Source organism: Haloferax profundi, from assembly GCF_001469865.1.
In the GTDB taxonomy this organism is placed as follows: Archaea; Halobacteriota; Halobacteria; order Halobacteriales; family Haloferacaceae; genus Haloferax; species Haloferax profundi.
The window spans coordinates 1-2,178 of the sequence record NZ_LOPV01000548.1; the positions used below are offsets into that span (position 1 = coordinate 1).

3 protein-coding genes and 1 pseudogene are annotated in these 2,178 nt (G+C 59.7%); 1 reads left to right on the forward strand and 3 read right to left on the reverse strand.

Annotation, left to right across the window (positions count from 1 at the left end; all coding sequences use genetic code 11):
• Positions 1-263 (forward strand): annotated as a pseudogene (locus AUR66_RS16525) (ribonuclease H); the annotation flags it as partial.
• Positions 264-268: 5 nt separating this feature from the next.
• On the opposite strand, the gene yciH reads toward AUR66_RS16525, so the two are convergent.
• The 3 genes from yciH to AUR66_RS16540 form a co-directional block, all read right to left on the reverse strand.
• Positions 269-574 (reverse strand): stress response translation initiation inhibitor YciH, encoded by a 306-nt coding sequence (gene yciH / locus AUR66_RS16530; protein WP_058573300.1) that lies wholly within the window; start codon positions 572-574, stop codon positions 269-271.
• Positions 575-725: 151 nt separating this feature from the next.
• Positions 726-1,922: an MFS transporter gene (locus tag AUR66_RS16535; protein WP_058573299.1), complete on the reverse strand. Its 1,197-nt coding sequence runs from the start codon at positions 1,920-1,922 to the stop codon at positions 726-728.
• Between the two features lie 70 nt (positions 1,923-1,992).
• Positions 1,993-2,178 (reverse strand): helix-turn-helix domain-containing protein (locus AUR66_RS16540; protein ID WP_197409841.1); only part of this gene is annotated, 186 nt, incomplete at its 5' end.

The window sequence follows — 2,178 nt, forward strand, 5'->3', positions numbered from 1 at the left end:
CTCTCCAACTCGGTCTCTCAGAACTATTGGCCCGCTACGAACCACACAGTTTGGAGGTCCGTATCGACTCGATGACGGTCATCCGTGACGTCTGGCAGGGAAACGACCCGACAGAACCTGGGGTCGACGTGTATAGCGAGGCTATCGCTTCAGCATTGGCAACTGTTCCGGTCCATCAGTACACCCATCTGGCGGACAGCGACCCGAATCCCGCAGACGCGCTGGCGACAGTCGGCGCCGACATCGCAGCATTCGGTCCCTGACAGAATCAGGTCTCGACGTCGAAGCCTTCGTCACGAAGCGCTGCTTCCAGTCGCGTTCCGTGTTCGCCCTGCAATTCGATAGAACCGTCGGCAGTGGTTGTCCCACCGACTGCGAGCGTGCGTTTCAATGTCGATGCGAGCGACGAAAGTTCGTCGTCCGGGAGGTCGAGACCCTCGACCACCGTCATCGGTTTTCCGTAGCGTCTGCTGTCGACGCGAATCGAGACGCGCTGTTGCGAGCGAGCGAGGTCGTCGCCGATTCCGAGGTCGTCCGGCAAGCCGGTGATTTCGCTGAGTGTGTCCTTTGCCACGCGAACTGCTACGGTCTCGGGGAGCATGAGACGTGTGTTGGAATATTCCAACCGTCGCAACTACCCAGACCCCCGAATGGATTACCCGAGATGTTCGACCGATAAGAGAGACGCCGGAGAGGTTCCCGAAACTCCACGGCCCACAATCACGCTACTGATTCACTCCAGTTCCAACCCGGACCCACGCAATCACCGACACGCCAACCAGTGCTACTAATGGGACCACGAGCAATTGCATCGCCACTTCGATACCTGCATCTGAGATAACGAAGCCCAATATAGCTGGCACGCCCGCAATCCCGAGCGTCGACACCACTAAACTAAGACTGTTGATGGGTGCGCTGTGCTCTGGTGCGGCCTCGGTCGAGTATGCCAACAAGGTTGGAAACTGCCCCGAGAGCGAAAACCCGATACCGAACAGGCCAACGAGTATGCCGACTCCAGTTGCGACGAAGAACGTGTACACAGCCGATAGTAGACACAGCATCGCAAGTCCGGAGATGAGCGTAACGGTGTCTAGTCGGTCAGACAGGACACCAGCCACGAAGCGGCCAGGGATGTACGCCACCAACAGAACGCTCAGTGACGCCGTGACGAACGAGGCAGGTACGCGACCCTCGGCGAACGTGGTCAACCACGTGAACAGTGCTCCTTCCACACCAGTCGTCATGAGAATCCCACCAATCATCACGAGGACTTCTGGCCGCCGGCCCACGCGCTTGATTTCCTCGAACGTGAGTGGGTCGTCACCGTCCCCTTCGATAGACGGCGTGGGGAGCCACACGACTAGCAATACGACGGGGAGAAACGCCGCACCGAGTGCATAGTACGCGAAACGCCAGTCGCCAAGCCACAGTGCAGCGGTGACGATGAGTGGGCCAATCGTCGCACCCACGGCCCACATGGCATCGTAGTAACTGAACCACTTTCCACGGTCTTCGGAGTGGAGGTGGCTCAATAGTGGGCGGTCGGTCCCGCGTCCCACACCACCGAACGACCCCCGAAGGAGCAGTGCGGCGAGGAAGAAGGCGAACGATGGAGTGAATCCGATGATGAACACGCTCGCGCCGGTTCCGGCGATGCCGAGTAAGATGAGGCGGCGTGTGTCGACCCGGCCGGCGACGACACCGGTGAGTGCCACGAAGACGAGAAAGCCAATCGTTCCTGCGGGCGCGACGAGACCGAGGAGCCACTCAGGTGTGCCAAACGAATCTCGGAGAACGGGGACGACGGACCCTCGCATCTGGAGACTGGCTCCTTCGAGGGCGACGTACGCAAAAATCACGATGGTCCACCAGCGCCGTGAGTCGAGTGTGGAGGTGGCGCTCGTGTCGTGGGCGTGTTCCATTACAGGAGTTCACTACCGTCCGACTCAAAGAGGTTCTCAAATTGGTGACACCGGGGTGGTTGTGCGCCTCCTACGCGCTCACTTCGAGTTCGTCGGGATCGACACGGTGTTCGACTTCGGTGCCGAGTGTGTCCGTGACGAACTCACGAGCCAACCACGCCTCGGCACGAGTCAGGCGGTACTGAAGCGTCGAGTTGGGGATGTCGAGCGTCTCGGAGATCTCTTTGACTGTGTTTCGGCGAGGCGTCTCGTAGTA